This is a genomic window from Bradyrhizobium diazoefficiens, assembly GCF_016616885.1.
Classification (GTDB): domain Bacteria; phylum Pseudomonadota; class Alphaproteobacteria; order Rhizobiales; family Xanthobacteraceae; genus Bradyrhizobium; species Bradyrhizobium diazoefficiens_F.
Genome location: NZ_CP067102.1, coordinates 3,770,237 through 3,791,519 on the forward strand (window position 1 = coordinate 3,770,237; position 21,283 = coordinate 3,791,519).

Consider the following 21,283-nt stretch of genomic DNA (forward strand, 5'->3'; position numbering starts at 1 on the left):
TGCAAGCGCGACCCTGCCCAAAGGGACAATATGAAAGTTTGTTGACGGTGTGCTTTATGAGCGCGCAATTGTTTGTGAGCTTTTCGGCCGAGAGAATCGATCCGCCGTCCGGAACGGTTCCGCGAGCCAGTAATTCTCTATTCATCCCGCATGCCAGTCCGAGGTCGCTTCTTGCCGACACGCACGTCCGTCTTCGTCGTTGACGATGATTCCTCGATGCGCTCGAGCATCAGGCGGTTGCTGCGCGAGCACGGCTTCAGCGCGGCGTTGTTCGACTCGACGAAGGCGCTGCTCGATCACGGTGATTTCGACGAGGCCATCTGCATCATCATCGATATCGATCTGAATGGACAATCCGGCATCGAGCTGCGGCGGCGCCTGGCGGAGGAGGGCGTCACCGCGCCGGTCATCTATATTACCGGCAATGACAGCCGCGCAAACCGCCTGGCAGCGGTCGAGTCGGGATGTATTGCCTACCTGACCAAGCCCTTCACGGCGCAGTCATTCATCGAATCGATTGAACGGGCCCGTATGGGATTCGTCTAGCGCGATCGGTCCATTTGTTCGTCGATGTATTGCCCGAGCGTCTGGGCCGGTGCGGCCTTGTGGACAGTGGCGAATTGCCCGAGCGGCACTGTGGCTCCATCAGTCTTCGCATCGAGTTGATTTCCGCAGGGCGGAGACTGGCTTGATCCAGATCAACCCCCCCTGGACTCCGAGCGCCATTTATGGGGCTGCTCGCGACACCGAGCGCCAGTAGGAGGAGGCTGGCACATGAAGTCACCTTTCCTGCCGCGAACCGGCTGGATTCGATCCTTTCCTCCATTTGGCTGGCTTGCCGAATATCGCAGTTCGTGGCTGCGCCCTGACGCGATCGCTGGAATTACTCTCGCGGCCTATGCGATACCGGTGTCGCTGGCCTACGCGGGACTCGCCGGCTTGCCGCCCCAGGTCGGCATCTACGGCTACATGCTCGGCGGTATCGGCTATGCTCTGCTCGGCTCGTCGCGCCAGCTTGCGGTCGGCCCGACGTCGGCGATCTCGCTAATGATTGCCGGCACCGTAGGCTCGCTCGCCGGAGGAGATGCGGCGCGATATACGCAGATTGCGAGTCTTGCCGCATGTGCTGTGGCACTGCTTTGCCTGATAGCTTGGCTGTTCAAGCTCAGCACGCTCGTCCGCCTGGTCAGCGACAGCATTCTCGTCGGCTTCAAGGCGGGCGCGGGGCTTACGATCATCATGAGTCAGCTGCCAAGCCTGTTCGGCGTTGCGGGTGGCGGCCACAATTTCTTCGGCCGCGCGAGCTTGCTTGCCAGTCAGCTTGGCGACGTCAATCTGTTTGTGCTGGCGATCGGGGCCATAGCGATACTGCTGTTGCTGCTCGGCGAGCGGCTCCTGCCTGGCCGGCCGGTCGGGCTCACGGTGGTCGTGCTATCGATCGTCGTCGCAACCCTCCTCGGTCTTCCCTCGCTGGGCATACCGGTCACCGGGAAAATCCCGGAAGGGTTGCCGGCATTCGCCGTGCCGACGTTTGGGCTGGTGGAGCCTGAAGAACTGTTTCCCCTCGCGGCCGGATGTCTGCTGCTGGCCTATATAGAAGGTGTCTCTGCGGCCCGCAGCTTTGCCGCCAAGCACGGATATAGTCTCGACGCGCGGCAGGAATTTTTGGGGCTGGGGGCTGCGAATCTCGCGGCGGCTTTTTGCCATGGCTACCCCGTCGCCGGCGGTCTGTCGCAATCCGCGGTGAATGATTCGGCGGGAGCACGCTCGCCGCTGGCGTTGGTGTTTTGCGCGATCGCCCTTGCGTTGTGCCTGCTCTTCTTCACCAGACTATTGACCAACCTTCCCAAGGCGGTGTTGGCGGCCATAGTCTTTGCCGCCGTGTACAGGCTGGTCGATGTCCGTGCGCTGCTTCGCATGTGGAAGGTCAGCCAAATCGACTTCTATGCCGCAGCGATCGCGCTGGTATCGGTGCTGCTGCTGGGAATCCTGCAGGGCGTGTTGCTGGCGGCGCTCGCATCCATCTTCCTGCTGCTGGCGCGCGCCTCGCAGCCCAATGTGGCGTTCCTCGGTCGGCTTCCTGGAACCGGCCGCTACTCGGACAGCTCCAGGCATGACGGCGTCGAGCCGCTGGTCGGCGTGATTGCGTTCCGTCCCGAAGCCTCGCTGCTCTACATCAATGCCGAAACCATCCTGGAGACGGTCCTGGACGCGCTCCGGAAATCATCGGACATCAAGCTCGTGGCCTGCGATCTCTCGGCATCGCCCTATATCGATCTCGCCGGCGCGCGCATGCTGCACGATCTTCATGATGAACTCGCGTCCCATCAGGTGGCGTTCTGCATTGTGGGGGCGCACGCCCAAGTGCGCGATCTGTTGCGGGCGGAAGGACTGGCGGAGAAGACTGATAGCGGTGAATGGTTCCGGTCGCTCGACAGTGTGCTTGGCGGAATCGAGCAGGTTGAGCTCAATCGTGATCAAACCTAGGCCAACTGACAAGCGGGCACCCCGTCAGACGTCTGGGCCTCTTGCATCGCGAGGCGAGCCGGTCGGATCGGTAGGCGTCCGGTATCGCCAATGAAAACTCCGTTGATTTGGATCAAAGAAGGGTGGAGCGCGGTGCTCCTTGCTTGATAGGCTGGCCTCATCAATGCAAAGGAAAGAAATCATGGGGATTGCTACACGCTTCGCATTCGCTACCCTGCTCGTCGGCGTCGCCGGCTACAGCGCGCCATCGCGCGCCGAGACCGGTCAGGTTGCCATTGTCTTCACCAAGGGCGGGTTTATCGTCGGTGTTGGTGGCGGCGAGGGTGTCCTGCTGTACCGAGGCCACAAATATCCGTTCACCGTCTCCGGCATGAGCGTCGGCTTCACGATCGGCGCGTCGACCACCAAATTTGTCGGCCGCGCCCTCAATCTGAGGGGCCCGCAGTCCATCGAAGGATCCTATGCGGCGGGCGGAGCAGGGGGCGCCGTTGCCGCGGGCGCCGGAGCCGTTCAGCTACAGAACGGCAATGGCGTGATCCTGCAACTCAGCGGTCCGAAAATCGGCGCAGAAGTGTCCGCTGCCGTCGGCGGGGTCACGATCCGCTTAAAATAGAATTGAGGTGATCGGGCCGTGCTATGAGTGCGGCCCCCGATCGATGCTCTGTCCTGATTTTTCAGTACCGTTCTTCGACGAACTTCATCCCGCGCAAGCCTGCCTGGTCATTGTAGCGTCCCTTGTCGGAACGCGGCGGCAGCTTGACCTTGTTCTTCTTGATGCGTTTGTGCGGAATCGATTTCAGCAGATGAGCGATGCAGTTCAGCCGCGCCCGCCGCTTGTCGTCGGAGCGGATGATATGCCATGGCGCGTGTTTCGAACTGGTTGCCTTCAACATCAGGTCGCGCGCCCGGGAATAGGCGTACCACCGCCGGTACGATTCCAGATCCATCGGGCTAAGCTTCCACTGCCGCACCGGATCGTCGATGCGCGCCCTGAAACGGCGCTCCTGCTCGTCCATCCCGACCTCAAGCCAGATCTTGATCAGGATGATCCCGCCGTCGATAACGTATTTCTCCATCTCGGGGCAGAGCGAGAGAAAGCGCTCGTGCTCGGCAGGTGAACAGAAGCCCATCACATATTCGACGCCGGCGCGGTTGTACCAGCTCCGGTCGAAGATCACGATCTCGCCGCCGGCCGGAAACTGCTCCATGTAGCGCTGGAAGAAGAGCTGTGTCTTCTCGCGATCCGACGGCGCTGGCAAAGCCACCACGCGAAACGCACGCGGACTGACCTTTTCGGTGATCGCCTTGATCGTGCCGCCCTTGCCGGCGGCGTCGCGGCCTTCGAACAGCACGATGACCCGGAGCTTGTTTGCTCTCACATAGTCCTGGAGATGGCAAAGCTCGATCTGGAGCTTTTCCAGCTCCTTCTCGTAGTCCTTGCGCTTCATCCGTTCCGCGGGCTCGTTCTTTGCCATGCTCATCCCTTCGCCGCGTCAGGCCCAATGTGGCCAGACGGCGCTCAATCGCCCCAGGAAATGGTCACGCCGATGTCGCCCGGGACGCCGCCGGGAAAATCGATGACCTGATAGGCGATGCGATAGCCGCGCGGCTGCAGATAGTCGGTCCAGAGCTGGTAGATTTCCTTTGGAATGCCGGTCAGCGTGTTCTCCCAGCCCTTTTCCATCTGGTTGATGGCGCGTCCCTTGTCGATGCAGAGCGTGTTGGGGAAGCGATAGACCTGCACTTCGGTCAAGCCGTTTCGCACCGCACGCTGAATGATCGTCGATGCCAGCTCGATCTTCTCCTCTTCGCTCTTGCCGGACGGCTTGCTGAGCCGCTCGATCAAAGCACGCTTTTCGGCCTCGGCGGCGGCGGCCAGGCGAACATATTCGTCCGCCTTCTCGGCCTCTTTGAGGGCTGCTTCCTTGCGGATCTGGATGGCATTGGGGATGAGATCATCGATGCCGGGCATGGCTGTCCGCTCCTGCTGTTTCGATTCAGCGTGCTGCCGCAAGGGTAGGTAGGCCCGCCCCAATTCCGTTGATCCAGATCAAGCAATTCCGCCACCTGGTACGCACTGTTGTTCGAGGGTTTGAACGACGAAGTCCGGCTTGGGGGAACATTTTGAGCGAGCAGCTTCACCCGGCGGCTCCGCAGCATCTGCCGTTCTACCTTGCGCAAAGCGCTTGTTGATGGAGGCGGAGGTAAACTCGCGCAATCGAACGCACTCGTGCGGCTCAAGCTGGTCCCGACGCCGGGGCCGGTCGAAACAGCGAAGGCCTTTTCGACGGGCAGCGTCGATCTCGCCGTGGTGCGCGGCGATGTTGGCGAGCTTGCTGACGCGCGGGCCGGTGGTTGCGGTCGCCCATCGGTCGTGTTGCTGGTCGCTCCTCCGGGATCGACCTGGATCGATATTTCCGAAATCAAACGCGAGCGCGATGTCACCGCAGTCAATGCCGCCGCCCTTTGCCTTGAGAATTTGATCCATGACCGGCGCATCGCTCTTGCGTCGCGGCAAGGCGGTCAGGCCTCGGGGTGAAACGCTCCGGATTTCTTGATCTCTGTCAACGAAGACCGGTCAACCGGCGTTGATGCTTGCTGCGATAGGTTCGATGGAGGACATGATGCGTCATGGCGGCAAGATCCTGGTTCCGCTCGTGCTGCTATTGGCATTTGGGGAGCCTTCCTTGGCTCAAACAGCGGACAGCGCGCCAACACCCGTGCCGCAAGCGCTGTCGGCAAGTCAGCCCGCGCCAACCGCGGAACTGCTGAAGCCTGAGCAAATCGAGGCGCTGGTGGCGCCAATCGCGCTTTATCCCGATGAGCTCCTCGCCAACGTGCTGGCGGCCTCGACTTATCCGCTGGAGGTCGTGCAGGCCGACCGCTGGCTGAAGGAGCGCAAGAAGTTGAAAGGCGACGCGCTGAGGACGGAGGTCGACAAGCAATCCTGGGACGACAGCGTCAAGGCGCTGGCGAGCACGCCAGAGGTTCTGACCATGATGAGCGACAAGCTCGAATGGACCCAGAAACTGGGCGATACTTTCCTGGCCCAGCAGCCGGACGTGATGGACGCAATCCAGCGCCTGCGCACCAAGGCCTATGACAACAAGAAGCTGGTAACGACGAAGCAGCAGAAGGTGAGCGTTCAGACGCAGGAGAATAAGCAGGTGGTCGTCATCGAGCCGGCCGAGCCCGGGACGATGTATGTGCCCTATTACGAGCCGGCGACCGTCTACGGCGCCTGGCCCTATACCGACTATCCTCCGTACTATTTTGGCTACCCGTCCTATATCGGCGCCGGCGTGGTCGCAGCCGGCCTCACCTTCGGCACGGCCTGGGCCATCGGGCGCTGGGGCAATTACTGGGGCGGCGGCTGCAACTGGGGCAACCGCAACGTCTATGTCAACCATCGCACCACCAACATCGGAAATGGCTGGCAGCACAATCCGGCGCATCGCCAGGGCGTGCGCTACAACAACACCAACGTCCAGCAACGCTTTGGCAACAATAACCTGAAGGCCGGCGCGGCGGATCGCATGGATTTCCGTGGTCGAGATGGACAACAAGTGCTGCGTCCGAATCAGGGCGCGGGCGACCGTGCGGGAGATCGCGGTGGAGCAGGCGATCGCGCGGGCACGCGTGACACGCCTGCCGGCGACCGCGCGGGTGCTGCGGACCGCGCCAAGGGCAGTGCGAACCGTGGCGGCGATCGAGCCAAGGGCGGCGGAGATCGTGCCAAAGGTGGCGGCGATCGCGCGAAGACCGCCAACCGCGGTGGCGCCGGCACAGGCAATCGTGCCGCTGCGGCCAATCGCGGCGGCGGCAACCGAGGCGGCGCCATGAACGTGTCGTCGGGCCGGGCCGCTTCTGCAGCATCCGCGCGCGGGCGGTCGAGCATGGCGAGCATGCCGCGCGGCGGCGGCGGTGGTGGCGCAGGCTTCTCCGGCGGGCGTGGTGGCGGCATGTCTGCTGGCGGAGGTGGCTTCCGTGGTGGTGGCGGAGGAGGCCGCGGAGGCGGCGGCGGTGGCCGACGCTCGGACATCGCGCTGAAGCACGACATTGTGCTGCTCGGCCATCTCGCCAGTGGGATCGGCTATTACCGCTTCAGCTACCTCGGCAGCAACAAGGCTTATGTCGGGGTGATGGCGCAGGAAGTCGAGAGCGTGAAGCCGGAGGCTGTGACCTGCGGCAGCGACGGTTACCTGCGAGTCTACTATGAGAAGCTCGGCCTCAAATTCCGCACCTACAGCGATTGGCTCGCGGGCGGCGCAAGAATCCCCGCAGAGGTGACGCCATGATCAGTCTGAGGTCGCTTCAACGTGCCGCAATGCCGGCAATTATGGCGCTGGCGCTTCTGAGTTCGGCGTCACGGGCGCAGCAGTCCTTTTCCACGCCGGAGGATGCAGCCGCAGCGCTTGCCGCCGCGGTCACGAGCGGCCCGAAGGATATTCTGAAGATCCTTGGCAAGGCTGCCGACGATATTGTCTCTTCCGGTGACGAGGTCGCCGACGCCGACATCCGTCAGCGCTTCAGCTCCATGTACGATACCAAGCATGCGATCAAGGCGGAGGGCAACAAGAAGGCCACGCTCATGCTGGGGCCGGACGACTTCCCGTTCCCGATTCCACTTGTCAACACCAAGAGCGGTTGGGAATTCGACACCGACGAAGGGCGCATCGAGGTTCTCTATCGTCGCATTGGGCGCAATGAGCTCGACGCGATCCAGACTGCGCTCGCTTATGTCGATGCCCAGAACGAATATGCCGACAAGGATCGCGGCGAAGGCGCGGGCGTCTACGCGCAGCGCATCGTCTCGACGCCCGGCAAGAAGGATGGGCTGTTCTGGCGCGACGACGCCGACCCAAGTCCGCTCGGCGCGCTGGCGGCGGAGGCCTCGGCTGAAGGCTACAAGACCGGTGAGGGTGGCGTGACGCCGTATCACGGCTACTTTTTCCGCATCCTGAAAGGACAGGGGGCGGACGCGCCCGGTGGCGCGCTCAGCTATGTCGTGAAGGGTAAGATGATCGGCGGCTTTGCGCTGATCGCCTGGCCGGCCGAATACGGCAATTCCGGCGTGATGACCTTCCTGGTCAATCATGCCGGCACCGTCTACCAGAAGGATCTTGGAAAACGGACCGCGTTCATTGCCCAGCGCACCACGTTGTTCGATCCGGACCAGACCTGGAAGAAAGTCGATGCAGCGAAACCGTGAGCGCCGGCGAACCGCGCTGCGTTGGTTCGTCAATCGACTTGCGGCGGTTGCGCTGCTCGCCTTGACTGTTCCGGTGACGCCATCCCTGGCGCAAGCCTCTGGCGACGTCCGATTGAAGATCGTGAAGGCGGGCCTGCTCGTGGGCGGTGGCGTGGGCCGCGGCGTCCTGACCTATCGCGGTCGCACCTATCCCTTCCGCCTGTCCGGCATCAGCCTCGGCATCACGGCCGGCGCGACCATCGGGCGCCTCGAGGGCCGGGCGTCAGGCATCCGCGACGTCTCCGACTTCGCCGGCTCCTACAGTTCCGTCGGTGGTGGTGCTGCGCTGGTTGGCGGCCTGAACGGCGTCCATCTGCGCAACGAGAAAGGCGTCACGATGGTGCTGCAGGGACCCAAGGCCGGCCTGGAATTCGCCGCCAACATCAGCGCAATCACGATTTCACTGAAGTAGCGAGATGATCGATGGCCGCAAAATGTCCTCGCCCTCGATTCTGGGCGCCCTTGCTTCTGGGGATGGTCGTGGCCGCGCCCGCCGCCACCGCGCTGCCGCTCACGCCATTCCGCTACGAGGCGCAGGCGCAGCGTCATTGTCCTGGCGACACCGTTGTTTGGATCGACTTTCGCAACGAGATTTATTACCTCAAGCGACAGCGGCACTACGGGCAGGGCAGCACGGGCGGTTTCGTTTGTCAGAAAGAAGCCCGCGCCAGCGGCTTCCGACGCTCGCTGCTTGGGGTCAGGTAAGTCGAGCTCTTTCCACTCCCTACGCGAGGCTCGACTGCTTCCCTATTTCCAGGCACGGCCGGCGTTGATCCAAATCAATGTCGCACGAAGGCTCCATGCCCATAGCTCGACTGTCCGATTGACAGCCATCAAAGTGGGGAGGGTCGTCGTGAATTTCCTTCAGTGCTCCAAAATTCGGTCGATCTGCGCGAGTTTGGCATTCACTCTGTCGCTCGCCGTGGCGAGCGTGCTGATTGGCGGCGGGCCGGCAAAAGCCGTCGTGTACTGCCAGTACGTTGATTATCCCCCAAGCTGCGTTGCCCGGGCGGGCGTCGTGCTGAGACCGCGACCGATCGCGCGTGCAGTGGTCCGGCCTGGTACGCCGATGAATCGTGGCGGGCCCGCTGACCGTGTCGGACGGCGGTGAACCGACGCTCCGATGTCAGGCTGGCCATGAAGCAGGCACTGGAAATATTGTCTGAGATATCGGCAGCGGCCGCTGCATTGTTGTGGCTGACATCCGCCCGCGTAAGGCTGAGAAATCCGATCGCCAGGCGTGGTTTGGGGAGTGGCCTGGATGATCCAAAAGCCGTACTGCGACTGGTTTACGAACAAAGTCGCTGGAGTGCATGGGCGGCGATCGCTGCCGCAATCGCAGCAGTCCTGGCTATGGCGGACGGGCTGTTTCTCCGCGGTTGAGGATGAGGGTGAGAGGAGACGTACGTCACGAACCGTTTCCCCGGCGCCGATTGCACGCGCTCAAAGGTACTTTTGGCTTCGCAATGCACCTTATGCCTTAAGGGGATCGTGCCAACCCATTGATATCGCGATAAATGCGATCGCCCTCCGAGCGCACCAAACCCAATAAGTCATTGGTACGAAACATTTTTCGCGATCCCGTGCGGCGTGCCGGATGCTGGTCCGCCGATCTGCATGTCTGATCGCGTGTCCGAGCGTTGCTCTCGTATCGTGGCAGCGCATTGAGCCCCTTTGCGTGCATCATCCGATTGATTTGAGAACGAGGTGTCCTGCGAGCGCGGCCACGGTCCCCGACAGGACGAAAGCCGGCCAAAACACCGTCGAACGCGGCATGCGCGTACATGAATGGAGCCCGACGGTCGCTGCGATGCCAAGCGCGATCACGGCGATCGCCAAGCGCTCCGACGGCCCGCCGGGGTCGATGATCCAGTCTGCGCATGCGCTGGCGCCTGTTTGGGCCAGCATTGCCGTGGCCCAGAAGAAGCCGCGGACATCGGAGCCATCCGCAGGACCCGGCAGTTTTCCCGTGAGGCGATAGCAGATCACGAAGGAGAAGATGAGCAGGATGGCGATGAGCAGAATCGCGCCGCTGTCACCGACTCCCATCGAGATATCGGTTGTCTCCGCCAGCACCGCACCCAACAGACTTAGCAAGAATGCGGCGGACCAGAACATCATCCGCGGAAGCCGACGGCTCGCTCCCTGCAATATCGACGTCGCAAGGAAGCACAGCATGAGGGCGACGATCACTCTTCCCGAGCGATGAAGGTAGATCTGATTGAGTGCATGGCCCGCGATCTCGCCCGCCATGGCCGCGAGTAGCCAGTTGATCCAGAAAGTGGCCGAGAGCTCCGGAACGATGCTCATGCGGGTCGATGGCGCGTCATCCCGAGCCCTCGCGCCATCCCTAGTCTTGCTGTTCATTCTGCAAGCTCCGGTTTGACGGCCGGAAGGGGAGCGCTATGCGTGTTGCGTTTACGTGCGAACCAGTCGCTGACGTTCTGGAGGTAGATGTAGACCACCGGCGTCGTGAACAGCGTCAATAGCTGCGAGACGATCAGGCCGCCGACGATCGCGAAGCCGAGCGGTTGCCTCAATTCCGATCCGGTCCCGGTGCCGATCATCAGCGGCACGCCTCCGAGCATCGCGCACATGGTCGTCATCAGGATCGGACGGAATCTGACCTTGCAGGCCTCCAACGCGGACTGTTCGGCCGAAAGTCCCCTGTGGCGCTCGGCCTCGAGCGCGAAATCGATCAGCATGATGCCGTTCTTTTGCACGAGGCCGATCAGGAGAATGATCCCGATCAGCCCGATGACGTCGAGCCCGAAGCCGAAAGTCCAGAGCGTCATGAGCGCACCGAGCCCGGCGGACGGTAGCGTCGACAGGATCGTGACAGGATGGATCGTGCTTTCATAGAGCATGCCGAGGATCAGATAGACCGCGACAATCGCAGCCAGGATCAGGACGGGCGTGGAGGCGAGCGCGGACTGGAAAGCCTGGGCGTTGCCCTGGAAGCTCGTCGCGATGGTCGACGGCATATGCAATGCGGCCGTTTCCTGCTGCACGGCGGCGACCGCCGTGCCGACAGCCGTGCCGGGCGACAGATTGAAGCTCAGCGTGACCGACGGAAACTGGTTCTGATGGTTCACCGCCAGTGCCGCCGAGCCATATTCGATGGTCGTGAACTGGCTGAGCGGTGCCACCGATCCGTTCGACGAGCGGACGTAAATGCGATTGAGCGCATAGGGGCCGGACTGGAACGATGGATCGACTTCGAGGATCACGTAGTAGGTGTTCAATGTGGTGAAGAGCTGGGCGACGTGACGCTGGCCGAACGCATCGTACAGCGTATTGTCCACCGCCGCCGGATCGATGCCGAGGCGGGAGGCGGCATCGCGGTCGATCTTGAGCTTGAGCTGACGCGCGGCATTGGCCTGGTCGCTGGCGACGTCGGCGAGTTCCGGCCGCTTTTTCAGTTTCTCGAACAGCTTGCTGGCCCAGCTGTTCAGCTCGTCCTGGTTCACATCCGTGAGCGTGAACTGGTACTGGGTCTTGGACAGGCGGCTGGCAAGATTGATGTCCTGCGTCGCCTGCATGAACACGGCGATCCCCTGGAGTTTGGCGAGTTTGGCATCGAGCTGCCGGATCACCTCGTCGGCGCTGAACTGGCGCTCGTTCCGCGGCTTCAACAGCACGAACAGGCGGCCGTTATTCTCGGTCACGGTAGGTCCCCCGGGGCCGATATAACCCGTGGCGTTGGCGACCGAAGGGTCCTTCGCAATCACGTCGATCACGCCCCGCTGCAGCTCCGCCATCTGCGCCGGTGAGACGTCGGCCGAGGCTTCCGTGATGCCGGTGATCATGCCGGTGTCCTGCTGGGGAAAGAACCCTTTCGGAATGCCTACGAACAGCACGCCCGTTGCCACGACGCTCGCAAGCATGACCGTCAGCGTCGCGAGCTTGAACCGCAACGCAACGGACAGAAGAGCTTCGTAGCCGCGCTGGATCGCCACGAACCCGCGCTCCAGCGTCCGCGATACCACGCCTGTACCTGCGCCGTGGCTGGAAAGCAGGTAAGCGCACATCATCGGCGTCAAGGTCACCGACACGATGACGGAGACGGCGATCGCAACGCACACGGTGACCGCGAACTCCTGGAACATCCGTCCGATCACGCCACCCATCAGGAGCAGGGGAATGAACACCGCAACCAGCGACACCGAAATCGATATGATGGTGAACCCGATCTCGCCCGCGCCCTTCAGCGCGGCCTGCAGCGGCGACAGTCCCTCTTCGATATGCCGGGATATGTTCTCGATCATGACGATGGCATCGTCGACGACGAAGCCGACCGCGATCGAAAGCCCCATCAGCGACAGATTGTCGAGGCTGTAGTTCAAGAGATACATCACGCCGAACGTGACGATCAGCGAGATCGGCACCGAAATCGCGGGAATGACGGTCGCCCAGAAATTGCGGAGGAACAGGAAGATGACGCCGACCACGAGTGCGATGGTGAGAAGCAGCGTGAACTGCACGTCGGCAACGCTGGCGCGGATCGTCTGCGTACGGTCCGATGCGATCGTGACCTTGATATCCGAGGGCAGGCCCGCGACCAGCTGCGGCAGCAGCTTCTTGATGCCGTCTACCGTGCCGATCACGTTGGCGCCCGGCTGGCGCTGAATGGCGAGGACCACCGACGGCTTGTCGTTGTACCAGCCGTGCAGCGTCACATCCTCCGCCGCGACTTCGGCATGACCGATGTCGCGCAGCCGCACCGGCGCGCCGTTCCGATAGGCAATGATCAGATCGTCATAGCCTTTGGCGTTCAGCACCTGGTCATTGGTCGCGAGCGTGTAGGCCTGTTCATTGCCGTAGAGGACGCCCTTGGGCTGGTTGACGGTGACGTTGCCGAGTGTCGAGCGCAATTGCTCGAGATCGATGCCGGCCCCTGCAAGCTTTGCCGGATTGACCTGGACACGGATCGAGGGCTTTTGCATGCCGCCGATCGTGACCAATGACACACCCGGCACCTGCGACAGTTTTTGCGCCAGGATGCTGTCAGCATAATCGTCGACCTTGGTCAGCGGCTCGGTGTCCGACGTCAATGCGATCAGGAGCACCGGCACGTCGGCTGGATTGACCTTCCGGAAGATCGGCGGCGACGGCATGGTTTTCGGCAATTGCCCGGCCGCCGCATTGATCGCGGCCTGCACATCCTGCGCGGCCGCGTCGGTGCTGCGGCTCAGCGCAAACTGCAGGGTGATCTCGGTGTTGCCGAAGCCGCTCGACGAGGTCATGGCGGTCAGGCCCGCGATCTGCCCGAACTGGCGCTCCAATGGCGTGGCGACCGACGAGCCCATGGTTTGCGGATCGGCGCCGGGCAGCTGCGCAGTGACCTGGATCGTTGGTGTGTCCACCGTCGGCAGGGCCGAAACGGGCAACCGGAAGAAGGCAATCAGGCCGATCAGCGTGATGCCGATCGCGAGGAAGGCGGTCGCGACGGGTTTGCGAATGAAGCCTTGGGAGATGCTCATGGCAGCATGCCTGCGCTTGCAGTGGTGGCGTTCTGAACCGAGTCCTTGCGATTGTCGGGTACGACGTCGACCGGTGTCCCGGGCGTCAGCCGGTACTGACCGGCCGTGACAACGGTTTCGTCTCCGGACAGGCCCTGGTCGATCAGCGCTTTGTCTTCGCGCGACTGGCCGGCCTTGATCTCACGCGCGCTCACGACATGGTTCGCATCGACGACGTAGACGAAGGTGCCGCTTGGTCCCTGCTGAACAGCCGTCAACGGCACGGTTACGGCGTCATGGCGGAGCGCGACGGTGAGATGGATATTGACGAACGATCCCGGCCAGAGGTTCTTCTTTTCGTTCGGAAAGGATGCCTTCAGCCGCACCGTGCCGGTGGATGCGTCCACCTGATTGTCGATCAGCATCAGGCTGCCATGGTCGAGCCTGTGCGTGTTGGCCGCGTCATAGGCGTCGACTGACGCCTCACCGGAGGCGATCGCTTTCTGCACGTCGGGAATGTCGGTCGAGGGCAGGGTGAAGATGATCGAGATCGGCTGGAGTTGCGTCAGGATCACAAGCCCGGTTGTGTCGGTTGGATGCACGATATTGCCGGGATCGATGTGACGGATGCCGGTGATCCCGTCGAAGGGCGCGGTGATCGTGGTGTAGCTCAACTGGGTTTGCGCAGCCTCCAGCGCCGCCTTGTCGAGTGCGACCGTGCCTTGGCTCTGCGCGACCTGGGAGTTCTGGGTATCCAGCAACTGCTGGGTCGCAAATCCGCGCGCGGCAAGTGGTTGCGTCCGCGCCAGGTTGACTTGCGAGTTCTTCAAGCCCGCCTGATCGCGAGCGAGGGCGGCCTCCGCCTGGTCGACCTGCGCCTCGAACACGCGCGGATCGATTTTCGCCAGCACATCGCCGCGTTTCACGTCCTGCCCCTCGACGAAATCGACGCTGTCGAGCGTCCCCTGGACCTGGGTGTGGATGGTCGCTGTGTTGATGGGCGTCACGGTGCCGAGCCCTTCGAGCACGATGGGCACGTCGCCCTTGTGCGCATGCGCAGCCGTCACCGGAACGGGCGGCGCGGCCGTGGATGTCGCCTTGGGCTCAGCTGCATGGCTTGGTGCGGGGGCGTGCAGGAAATACCCGCCGATTCCGAGCCCGATCAGGAGGACCGTGCCGGCGAGGAGAAGAGTCTTTCTGGACGGCATCGCTTCACACTCCATGATGACGGCTTTGGCGGCTGGCATTGGCGACCAGCTCCAGCACGAAGGTTTCGGCTGCGCTCGCCGCGGCTCGTGCGCCGTTCGCTGCGGCCGAATCGAACCCGATGATCCGCGCGTCGATATCTGCGGCGTGGAGCGCGGTGATGAGATCAGCCGGTGAGTCCTCGCGATCCTGACACCGCACCACGAGCCGGATAGCAGCTGCGGCGCGGACGGTGCGAAACGACAGCGCCGTACAAGGAACGGCAATCGCGAGGAGGCCGGCACAGTCGATGGCTCCCCGCAGCACCAGCTCGAGCGCGGCGCGCGCCGTCTTGCCCTCTGCAAGCAGGATCAACTGGTGTGCCTCCAGGTCTTGCCGCGCCAGCTCAGCGGCAACGCCGTGCAAAATCTCATCGGGCAAGTCTTTACCGGGAAGGGCACCGCGGACGGAAACGATGGACCACGAAGCGAGTGGCGTCAGACGGCGCCAGCGGCGTAGCTCCTCAGGCGTCGCGACCAGCGAGGGGTCCGGCCCGGCAATGACTGCGACGGTGACCTTTACGGTGGTGCGTGCCGGTCGCGCGGCGATCCCGTAGGGCAAGCGTATTGACATGGCTTGAGATTGGGCATCGCGGGTCTATTATTCAAATGAATTGACTTAATTCCCAAATTCACGTTGTGCATCGAAGCCCATGAGACTCCGCAACCTCGATCTCAATCTGCTCCTGGTGTTCGACGCGGTGCTGCGGGAGCGCAGCGTGGTTCGCGCCGCAGACAGCCTCGCCATCAGCCAGCCGGCCGTCAGTCACGCGCTCAACCGGCTGCGCCATGCGTTGAAGGACAAGCTGTTCATCCGCACACCCGCGGGAATGAGCCCGACCCCCAGAGCCGAGCAGCTGGCGCTTCCCGTTCGCAAGGCACTCAACGAGCTGCAGCTCGCGGTCGAGGGTGACACCTTCGACCCCTCCACGGCGGACCGGCGGTTCACGATCGCGGTGAACAACTATGCAGCCGTGGTCGCGGTGGGGCCGATCTTGGCCGCGGTGCGCGCGCAAGCACCGAGCGTGCGACTGTCACTCGTGCCCAGCGGGACCCTGAATCTCGCGGATCGATTGGACCGCGGCGAGCTCGATCTTACATTGTCGGGGCGGGTCATCGATGGTGAACGGTTCGCCTCGCAACAGCTCATCGAAGATCGCTTCGTGGCCGTGCTCCGGAGCGGCCATCCGACGCTTCGAAAGCGGTTGACGGCGGGGGTGCTTGCCGAACTGGGGCATCTGGGAATCAGCTCAAGCGGGGAGAATTTGGAGTTTATGGATGCGTTCTTCAAAGCAAGGAAGAACGCCCGCTTTGTCGCCTCTGACGTGCCCTATCTCTCCGCAGGGGCGGTTCTGGTGCAATCGAACCTGGTCGCGATCCTCGGACGCAAGCTGGCGCTGGAGTTCCGCCGCGCCTATCCGATCGAGATCAGGGAGCTGCCATTCGAAGCCCCAGTTCTGCACAGCGTGATGAGCTGGCATCGGCGCTTTGACGATGTCCCCGCCCACCGATGGTTGCGTAGTACAATTATCGGAGCCGCCACCACCTTATGAGGTGCGGATGCATCTGGCGGGAAGCAGGTCCGATCTCGTGCCGGTTTGGGTCCTCCGCCTTGAACGGCTCTCGTGGTCCTGAAATGCACCCAATCGTTTCACCCATATCGCTAAGCCATTGAAACCGCAATAAATGCAACCGCCCTCCGAGCGCACCAAACCCAATAAGTCATTGGTACGAAACATTTTTCGCGATCCCGTGCGGCGTGCCGGATGCTGGTCCGCCGATCTGCATGTCTGATCGCGTGTCCGAGCGTTGCTCTCGTATCGTGGCAGCGCATTGAGCCCCTTTGCGTGCATCATCCGATTGATTTGAGAACGAGGTGTCCTGCGAGCGCGGCCACGGTCCCCGACAGGACGAAAGCCGGCCAAAACACCGTCGAACGCGGCATGCGCGTACATGAATGGAGCCCGACGGTCGCTGCGATGCCAAGCGCGATCACGGCGATCGCCAAGCGCTCCGACGGCCCGCCGGGGTCGATGATCCAGTCTGCGCATGCGCTGGCGCCTGTTTGGGCCAGCATTGCCGTGGCCCAGAAGAAGCCGCGGACATCGGAGCCATCCGCAGGACCCGGCAGTTTTCCCGTGAGGCGATAGCAGATCACGAAGGAGAAGATGAGCAGGATGGCGATGAGCAGAATCGCGCCGCTGTCACCGACTCCCATCGAGATATCGGTTGTCTCCGCCAGCACCGCACCCAACAGACTTAGCAAGAATGCGGCGGACCAGAACATCATCCGCGGAAGCCGACGGCTCGCTCCCTGCAATATCGACGTCGCAAGGAAGCACAGCATGAGGGCGACGATCACTCTTCCCGAGCGATGAAGGTAGATCTGATTGAGTGCATGGCCCGCGATCTCGCCCGCCATGGCCGCGAGTAGCCAGTTGATCCAGAAAGTGGCCGAGAGCTCCGGAACGATGCTCATGCGGGTCGATGGCGCGTCATCCCGAGCCCTCGCGCCATCCCTAGTCTTGCTGTTCATTCTGCAAGCTCCGGTTTGACGGCCGGAAGGGGAGCGCTATGCGTGTTGCGTTTACGTGCGAACCAGTCGCTGACGTTCTGGAGGTAGATGTAGACCACCGGCGTCGTGAACAGCGTCAATAGCTGCGAGACGATCAGGCCGCCGACGATCGCGAAGCCGAGCGGTTGCCTCAATTCCGATCCGGTCCCGGTGCCGATCATCAGCGGCACGCCTCCGAGCATCGCGCACATGGTCGTCATCAGGATCGGACGGAATCTGACCTTGCAGGCCTCCAACGCGGACTGTTCGGCCGAAAGTCCCCTGTGGCGCTCGGCCTCGAGCGCGAAATCGATCAGCATGATGCCGTTCTTTTGCACGAGGCCGATCAGGAGAATGATCCCGATCAGCCCGATGACGTCGAGCCCGAAGCCGAAAGTCCAGAGCGTCATGAGCGCACCGAGCCCGGCGGACGGTAGCGTCGACAGGATCGTGACAGGATGGATCGTGCTTTCATAGAGCATGCCGAGGATCAGATAGACCGCGACAATCGCAGCCAGGATCAGGACGGGCGTGGAGGCGAGCGCGGACTGGAAAGCCTGGGCGTTGCCCTGGAAGCTCGTCGCGATGGTCGACGGCATATGCAATGCGGCCGTTTCCTGCTGCACGGCGGCGACCGCCGTGCCGACAGCCGTGCCGGGCGACAGATTGAAGCTCAGCGTGACCGACGGAAACTGGTTCTGATGGTTCACCGCCAGTGCCGCCGAGCCATATTCGATGGTCGTGAACTGGCTGAGCGGTGCCACCGATCCGTTCGACGAGCGGACGTAAATGCGATTGAGCGCATAGGGGCCGGACTGGAACGATGGATCGACTTCGAGGATCACGTAGTAGGTGTTCAATGTGGTGAAGAGCTGGGCGACGTGACGCTGGCCGAACGCATCGTACAGCGTATTGTCCACCGCCGCCGGATCGATGCCGAGGCGGGAGGCGGCATCGCGGTCGATCTTGAGCTTGAGCTGACGCGCGGCATTGGCCTGGTCGCTGGCGACGTCGGCGAGTTCCGGCCGCTTTTTCAGTTTCTCGAACAGCTTGCTGGCCCAGCTGTTCAGCTCGTCCTGGTTCACATCCGTGAGCGTGAACTGGTACTGGGTCTTGGACAGGCGGCTGGCAAGATTGATGTCCTGCGTCGCCTGCATGAACACGGCGATCCCCTGGAGTTTGGCGAGTTTGGCATCGAGCTGCCGGATCACCTCGTCGGCGCTGAACTGGCGCTCGTTCCGCGGCTTCAACAGCACGAACAGGCGGCCGTTATTCTCGGTCACGGTAGGTCCCCCGGGGCCGATATAACCCGTGGCGTTGGCGACCGAAGGGTCCTTCGCAATCACGTCGATCACGCCCCGCTGCAGCTCCGCCATCTGCGCCGGTGAGACGTCGGCCGAGGCTTCCGTGATGCCGGTGATCATGCCGGTGTCCTGCTGGGGAAAGAACCCTTTCGGAATGCCTACGAACAGCACGCCCGTTGCCACGACGCTCGCAAGCATGACCGTCAGCGTCGCGAGCTTGAACCGCAACGCAACGGACAGAAGAGCTTCGTAGCCGCGCTGGATCGCCACGAACCCGCGCTCCAGCGTCCGCGATACCACGCCTGTACCTGCGCCGTGGCTGGAAAGCAGGTAAGCGCACATCATCGGCGTCAAGGTCACCGACACGATGACGGAGACGGCGATCGCAACGCACACGGTGACCGCGAACTCCTGGAACATCCGTCCGATCACGCCACCCATCAGGAGCAGGGGAATGAACACCGCAACCAGCGACACCGAAATCGATATGATGGTGAACCCGATCTCGCCCGCGCCCTTCAGCGCGGCCTGCAGCGGCGACAGTCCCTCTTCGATATGCCGGGATATGTTCTCGATCATGACGATGGCATCGTCGACGACGAAGCCGACCGCGATCGAAAGCCCCATCAGCGACAGATTGTCGAGGCTGTAGTTCAAGAGATACATCACGCCGAACGTGACGATCAGCGAGATCGGCACCGAAATCGCGGGAATGACGGTCGCCCAGAAATTGCGGAGGAACAGGAAGATGACGCCGACCACGAGTGCGATGGTGAGAAGCAGCGTGAACTGCACGTCGGCAACGCTGGCGCGGATCGTCTGCGTACGGTCCGATGCGATCGTGACCTTGATATCCGAGGGCAGGCCCGCGACCAGCTGCGGCAGCAGCTTCTTGATGCCGTCTACCGTGCCGATCACGTTGGCGCCCGGCTGGCGCTGAATGGCGAGGACCACCGACGGCTTGTCGTTGTACCAGCCGTGCAGCGTCACATCCTCCGCCGCGACTTCGGCATGACCGATGTCGCGCAGCCGCACCGGCGCGCCGTTCCGATAGGCAATGATCAGATCGTCATAGCCTTTGGCGTTCAGCACCTGGTCATTGGTCGCGAGCGTGTAGGCCTGTTCATTGCCGTAGAGGACGCCCTTGGGCTGGTTGACGGTGACGTTGCCGAGTGTCGAGCGCAATTGCTCGAGATCGATGCCGGCCCCTGCAAGCTTTGCCGGATTGACCTGGACACGGATCGAGGGCTTTTGCATGCCGCCGATCGTGACCAATGACACACCCGGCACCTGCGACAGTTTTTGCGCCAGGATGCTGTCAGCATAATCGTCGACCTTGGTCAGCGGCTCGGTGTCCGACGTCAATGCGATCAGGAGCACCGGCACGTCGGCTGGATTGACCTTCCGGAAGATCGGCGGCGACGGCATGGTTTTCGGCAATTGCCCGGCCGCCGCATTGATCGCGGCCTGCACATCCTGCGCGGCCGCGTCGGTGCTGCGGCTCAGCGCAAACTGCAGGGTGATCTCGGTGTTGCCGAAGCCGCTCGACGAGGTCATGGCGGTCAGGCCCGCGATCTGCCCGAACTGGCGCTCCAATGGCGTGGCGACCGACGAGCCCATGGTTTGCGGATCGGCGCCGGGCAGCTGCGCAGTGACCTGGATCGTTGGTGTGTCCACCGTCGGCAGGGCCGAAACGGGCAACCGGAAGAAGGCAATCAGGCCGATCAGCGTGATGCCGATCGCGAGGAAGGCGGTCGCGACGGGTTTGCGAATGAAGCCTTGGGAGATGCTCATGGCAGCATGCCTGCGCTTGCAGTGGTGGCGTTCTGAACCGAGTCCTTGCGATTGTCGGGTACGACGTCGACCGGTGTCCCGGGCGTCAGCCGGTACTGACCGGCCGTGACAACGGTTTCGTCTCCGGACAGGCCCTGGTCGATCAGCGCTTTGTCTTCGCGCGACTGGCCGGCCTTGATCTCACGCGCGCTCACGACATGGTTCGCATCGACGACGTAGACGAAGGTGCCGCTTGGTCCCTGCTGAACAGCCGTCAACGGCACGGTTACGGCGTCATGGCGGAGCGCGACGGTGAGATGGATATTGACGAACGATCCCGGCCAGAGGTTCTTCTTTTCGTTCGGAAAGGATGCCTTCAGCCGCACCGTGCCGGTGGATGCGTCCACCTGATTGTCGATCAGCATCAGGCTGCCATGGTCGAGCCTGTGCGTGTTGGCCGCGTCATAGGCGTCGACTGACGCCTCACCGGAGGCGATCGCTTTCTGCACGTCGGGAATGTCGGTCGAGGGCAGGGTGAAGATGATCGAGATCGGCTGGAGTTGCGTCAGGATCACAAGCCCGGTTGTGTCGGTTGGATGCACGATATTGCCGGGATCGATGTGACGGATGCCGGTGATCCCGTCGAAGGGCGCGGTGATCGTGGTGTAGCTCAACTGGGTTTGCGCAGCCTCCAGCGCCGCCTTGTCGAGTGCGACCGTGCCTTGGCTCTGCGCGACCTGGGAGTTCTGGGTATCCAGCAACTGCTGGGTCGCAAATCCGCGCGCGGCAAGTGGTTGCGTCCGCGCCAGGTTGACTTGCGAGTTCTTCAAGCCCGCCTGATCGCGAGCGAGGGCGGCCTCCGCCTGGTCGACCTGCGCCTCGAACACGCGCGGATCGATTTTCGCCAGCACATCGCCGCGTTTCACGTCCTGCCCCTCGACGAAATCGACGCTGTCGAGCGTCCCCTGGACCTGGGTGTGGATGGTCGCTGTGTTGATGGGCGTCACGGTGCCGAGCCCTTCGAGCACGATGGGCACGTCGCCCTTGTGCGCATGCGCAGCCGTCACCGGAACGGGCGGCGCGGCCGTGGATGTCGCCTTGGGCTCAGCTGCATGGCTTGGTGCGGGGGCGTGCAGGAAATACCCGCCGATTCCGAGCCCGATCAGGAGGACCGTGCCGGCGAGGAGAAGAGTCTTTCTGGACGGCAT

Annotated in this window: 18 protein-coding genes; 9 read left to right on the top strand and 9 right to left on the bottom strand. The window is 62.7% G+C overall.

Annotation, left to right across the window (positions count from 1 at the left end; translation table 11 throughout):
- The first annotated feature begins 216 nt into the window (after nt 1-216).
- From JJC00_RS17375 to JJC00_RS17385, 3 genes are all read left to right on the top strand, one after another.
- Entirely contained in the window at nt 217-546 is a 330-nt protein-coding gene (locus tag JJC00_RS17375) for a response regulator (protein ID WP_246774241.1), read from the top strand.
- 228 nt (nt 547-774) lie between these two features.
- Nucleotides 775-2,487: a SulP family inorganic anion transporter gene (locus JJC00_RS17380; RefSeq protein ID WP_200473711.1), complete on the top strand. Its 1,713-nt coding sequence runs from the start codon at nt 775-777 to the stop codon at nt 2,485-2,487.
- A gap of 181 nt (nt 2,488-2,668) precedes the next feature.
- A complete protein-coding gene (locus JJC00_RS17385; RefSeq protein WP_200473712.1) occupies nt 2,669-3,100 on the top strand; it encodes a hypothetical protein in 432 nt (143 codons plus the stop codon).
- Nucleotides 3,101-3,161: 61 nt separating this feature from the next.
- Here the strand turns inward: JJC00_RS17385 and ppk2 are convergent, their stop codons facing one another.
- Together ppk2 and JJC00_RS17395 are read right to left on the bottom strand one after the other, a co-directional pair.
- Nucleotides 3,162-3,962, bottom strand: a complete 801-nt coding sequence (ppk2, locus tag JJC00_RS17390) for a polyphosphate kinase 2 (RefSeq protein ID WP_200473713.1) — start codon at nt 3,960-3,962, stop codon at nt 3,162-3,164.
- Between the two features lie 44 nt (nt 3,963-4,006).
- Entirely contained in the window at nt 4,007-4,459 is a 453-nt protein-coding gene (locus tag JJC00_RS17395) for a hypothetical protein (RefSeq protein WP_200473714.1), read from the bottom strand.
- A gap of 258 nt (nt 4,460-4,717) precedes the next feature.
- On the opposite strand from JJC00_RS17395, the gene JJC00_RS17400 reads away from it, so the two are divergent.
- From JJC00_RS17400 to JJC00_RS17420, 5 genes are all read left to right on the top strand, one after another.
- Nucleotides 4,718-5,026, top strand: coding sequence for a hypothetical protein (locus JJC00_RS17400; RefSeq protein WP_200473715.1), 309 nt, complete (start codon nt 4,718-4,720; stop codon nt 5,024-5,026).
- Nucleotides 5,027-5,111: 85 nt separating this feature from the next.
- Entirely contained in the window at nt 5,112-6,785 is a 1,674-nt protein-coding gene (locus JJC00_RS17405; RefSeq protein ID WP_200474143.1) for a DUF3300 domain-containing protein, read from the top strand.
- Nucleotides 6,782-7,699 carry a DUF2950 domain-containing protein gene (locus tag JJC00_RS17410; protein WP_200473716.1) on the top strand — a complete coding sequence of 306 codons (918 nt, stop codon included), beginning with the start codon at nt 6,782-6,784 and terminating at the stop codon, nt 7,697-7,699. The genes JJC00_RS17405 and JJC00_RS17410 overlap by 4 nt, the downstream gene beginning before the upstream one ends.
- Nucleotides 7,683-8,150, top strand: coding sequence for a hypothetical protein (locus tag JJC00_RS17415; RefSeq protein ID WP_200473717.1), 468 nt, complete (start codon nt 7,683-7,685; stop codon nt 8,148-8,150). Before JJC00_RS17410 ends, JJC00_RS17415 begins: the two co-directional genes overlap by 17 nt.
- A gap of 62 nt (nt 8,151-8,212) precedes the next feature.
- On the top strand, nt 8,213-8,443 hold the full coding sequence (locus JJC00_RS17420; protein WP_246774242.1) for a hypothetical protein: 231 nt from the start codon (nt 8,213-8,215) through the stop codon (nt 8,441-8,443).
- Between the two features lie 978 nt (nt 8,444-9,421).
- Here JJC00_RS17420 and JJC00_RS38165 read toward each other — a convergent pair.
- From JJC00_RS38165 to JJC00_RS17440, 4 genes are all read right to left on the bottom strand, one after another.
- A complete protein-coding gene (locus JJC00_RS38165) occupies nt 9,422-9,991 on the bottom strand; it encodes a hypothetical protein (RefSeq protein ID WP_246774243.1) in 570 nt (189 codons plus the stop codon).
- 110 nt (nt 9,992-10,101) lie between these two features.
- Nucleotides 10,102-13,221, bottom strand: a complete 3,120-nt coding sequence (locus JJC00_RS17430) for an efflux RND transporter permease subunit (protein ID WP_200473719.1) — start codon at nt 13,219-13,221, stop codon at nt 10,102-10,104.
- Nucleotides 13,218-14,408, bottom strand: a complete 1,191-nt coding sequence (locus tag JJC00_RS17435) for an efflux RND transporter periplasmic adaptor subunit (RefSeq protein ID WP_246774244.1) — start codon at nt 14,406-14,408, stop codon at nt 13,218-13,220. Before JJC00_RS17435 ends, JJC00_RS17430 begins: the two co-directional genes overlap by 4 nt.
- A 4-nt stretch (nt 14,409-14,412) precedes the next feature.
- Entirely contained in the window at nt 14,413-15,018 is a 606-nt protein-coding gene (locus JJC00_RS17440) for a hypothetical protein (protein WP_246774245.1), read from the bottom strand.
- A 79-nt stretch (nt 15,019-15,097) separates the two neighbouring features.
- On the opposite strand from JJC00_RS17440, the gene JJC00_RS17445 reads away from it, so the two are divergent.
- Entirely contained in the window at nt 15,098-15,997 is a 900-nt protein-coding gene (locus JJC00_RS17445; protein WP_200473720.1) for a LysR family transcriptional regulator, read from the top strand.
- Between the two features lie 299 nt (nt 15,998-16,296).
- Here the strand turns inward: JJC00_RS17445 and JJC00_RS38170 are convergent, their stop codons facing one another.
- The 3 genes from JJC00_RS38170 to JJC00_RS17460 form a co-directional block, all read right to left on the bottom strand.
- Entirely contained in the window at nt 16,297-16,866 is a 570-nt protein-coding gene (locus JJC00_RS38170) for a hypothetical protein (protein ID WP_246774243.1), read from the bottom strand.
- Nucleotides 16,867-16,976: 110 nt separating this feature from the next.
- On the bottom strand, nt 16,977-20,096 hold the full coding sequence (locus JJC00_RS17455) for an efflux RND transporter permease subunit (protein ID WP_200473719.1): 3,120 nt from the start codon (nt 20,094-20,096) through the stop codon (nt 16,977-16,979).
- Entirely contained in the window at nt 20,093-21,283 is a 1,191-nt protein-coding gene (locus JJC00_RS17460; RefSeq protein WP_246774244.1) for an efflux RND transporter periplasmic adaptor subunit, read from the bottom strand. Before JJC00_RS17460 ends, JJC00_RS17455 begins: the two co-directional genes overlap by 4 nt.

Bases quoted from the DNA above. Each gene is read 5' to 3' on its own strand.
- JJC00_RS17375 (WP_246774241.1), top strand. From the start codon at position 217: ATGCGCTCGAGCATCAGGCGGTTGCTGCGCGAGCACGGCTTCAGCGCG.
- JJC00_RS17380 (WP_200473711.1), top strand. From the start codon at position 775: ATGAAGTCACCTTTCCTGCCGCGAACCGGCTGGATTCGATCCTTTCCT.
- JJC00_RS17385 (WP_200473712.1), top strand. From the start codon at position 2,669: ATGGGGATTGCTACACGCTTCGCATTCGCTACCCTGCTCGTCGGCGTC.
- ppk2 (WP_200473713.1), bottom strand. From the start codon at position 3,962: ATGGCAAAGAACGAGCCCGCGGAACGGATGAAGCGCAAGGACTACGAG.
- JJC00_RS17395 (WP_200473714.1), bottom strand. From the start codon at position 4,459: ATGCCCGGCATCGATGATCTCATCCCCAATGCCATCCAGATCCGCAAG.
- JJC00_RS17405 (WP_200474143.1), top strand. From the start codon at position 5,112: ATGCGTCATGGCGGCAAGATCCTGGTTCCGCTCGTGCTGCTATTGGCA.
- JJC00_RS17410 (WP_200473716.1), top strand. From the start codon at position 6,782: ATGATCAGTCTGAGGTCGCTTCAACGTGCCGCAATGCCGGCAATTATG.
- JJC00_RS17415 (WP_200473717.1), top strand. From the start codon at position 7,683: ATGCAGCGAAACCGTGAGCGCCGGCGAACCGCGCTGCGTTGGTTCGTC.
- JJC00_RS17420 (WP_246774242.1), top strand. From the start codon at position 8,213: ATGGTCGTGGCCGCGCCCGCCGCCACCGCGCTGCCGCTCACGCCATTC.
- JJC00_RS38165 (WP_246774243.1), bottom strand. From the start codon at position 9,991: ATGGCGGGCGAGATCGCGGGCCATGCACTCAATCAGATCTACCTTCAT.
- JJC00_RS17430 (WP_200473719.1), bottom strand. From the start codon at position 13,221: ATGAGCATCTCCCAAGGCTTCATTCGCAAACCCGTCGCGACCGCCTTC.
- JJC00_RS17435 (WP_246774244.1), bottom strand. From the start codon at position 14,408: ATGCCGTCCAGAAAGACTCTTCTCCTCGCCGGCACGGTCCTCCTGATC.
- JJC00_RS17440 (WP_246774245.1), bottom strand. From the start codon at position 15,018: ATGTCAATACGCTTGCCCTACGGGATCGCCGCGCGACCGGCACGCACC.
- JJC00_RS17445 (WP_200473720.1), top strand. From the start codon at position 15,098: ATGAGACTCCGCAACCTCGATCTCAATCTGCTCCTGGTGTTCGACGCG.
- JJC00_RS38170 (WP_246774243.1), bottom strand. From the start codon at position 16,866: ATGGCGGGCGAGATCGCGGGCCATGCACTCAATCAGATCTACCTTCAT.
- JJC00_RS17455 (WP_200473719.1), bottom strand. From the start codon at position 20,096: ATGAGCATCTCCCAAGGCTTCATTCGCAAACCCGTCGCGACCGCCTTC.
- JJC00_RS17460 (WP_246774244.1), bottom strand. From the start codon at position 21,283: ATGCCGTCCAGAAAGACTCTTCTCCTCGCCGGCACGGTCCTCCTGATC.